Raw genomic sequence first — 1,228 nt, 5'->3', positions numbered from 1 at the left:
GGACCGGGCATAATTTGTGATTATTTTTCTTTAGGATTATTGTGTGTGTTCATTGGCACTGAGCGAGGACGCGCAGTCGGTAATTTTCAAAGTTTCTGAAGCCGAAGGCTCTTCTTTGGATGAGTTTCATTTTTCTGTGGAAGCCTTCGGTGATGGCATTGTTTTTGGTAAATCGCCACATGGTGGCGATGGGCTCGATCCATTGTTGGAGGGTCTTGGCGAGGGTTTTGAGTTGTGCAAAGCCCTGTTGTTGTAGTTCTTCGATATGTCGATAGAGCTCTTTGGCATTTGATCGACACTTCTTTGCTGTGCAGGACTTCTGGCAGAGAAGGGAGTGGATTTGCCATCGTTTGAGATAGAGGGGCTCGAGGGTTGGGTGCTTGTCGAAGAGTTCCTGACGGCGTCGGATCTGTTTTTGCGAGAGGCGCCCGGGTCGGGTTCGCAGGATCGCCAGGAGTCCGCTGTTGCGGGTAATCTCGGGAGCAATCTCACGGCAAAGGCCCGTGAAGTGATGAGCGAGTGCACGTACAGCGTGGAAGCGATCGGCCACAATGCGGGCATTGGGGAACCAACGGCGCACGAGCTTTCGGTAACTCTGGGAGAGGTCGATGCAAACAACCTCGACCTTCTCGCGCCCCGGTAGGGAAGCCAGGAAGCCGGAGAGCTCCTTTTCGCTGCGACCGGGCCTGACCTCGAAGACCCGATTGTTGCCGAGGTCGCAGAAGGTGGTGCAAAAGCGGTTCTTTTTGCCCAGGGTATGCTCGTCGATTCCGAGCATCCGGGGGCAATCCCGGTTGGAACGTTTGCGCACCTCCAGCTCGGTGTGCTGGTGATAAATCCGTTCGACCGTAGCCTGCCCGATTCGCTCCCTCTTGGCCAAAGTGCTCGCGCAGATCCCGTCTTCGTGGCGCTGGTGGACTTCCTTGCGAAAGAGCTCCGAGCTCTGGCGATAAGGACGGATGCCCGGAAGCGTGGGAAGGAAACTCCGCTTGCACCTCCAGCACCAGAAACGGCGGGTGTGCACCAACAAAAAAGTTGAACGAACATAACCACTTCGATGACGCACCTTCCGAAGATAACGGCCCTTACTGCGCGGCCCCGGGGCCGCGCAGTAAGGGCATCTCTCAGGCTCCCTCTCCAGAACCGCCTCCAACTCGTCCAAATCCGATTTGCATCGCTGCGAGATCACTTCGTAGCCTGCTATTCCTGTTAGGTTATTCATTGGGGA

1 protein-coding gene is annotated in these 1,228 nt (G+C 55.6%); it reads right to left on the bottom strand.

Going from position 1 to position 1,228, the window contains the following annotated elements; translation table 11 throughout:
• Positions 1-49 precede the first annotated feature (49 nt).
• A partial coding sequence (locus tag H5P30_RS02435) for an ISL3 family transposase (protein WP_221774259.1) occupies positions 50-1,228 on the bottom strand: 1,179 nt, incomplete at its 5' end.

The sequence above is a fragment of the Puniceicoccus vermicola genome (assembly GCF_014230055.1).
Classification (GTDB): Bacteria; Verrucomicrobiota; Verrucomicrobiia; order Opitutales; family Puniceicoccaceae; genus Puniceicoccus; species Puniceicoccus vermicola.
Note: the sequence above shows the minus strand (reverse complement) of the source record. Positions and strands in the feature narration are given on the sequence as shown.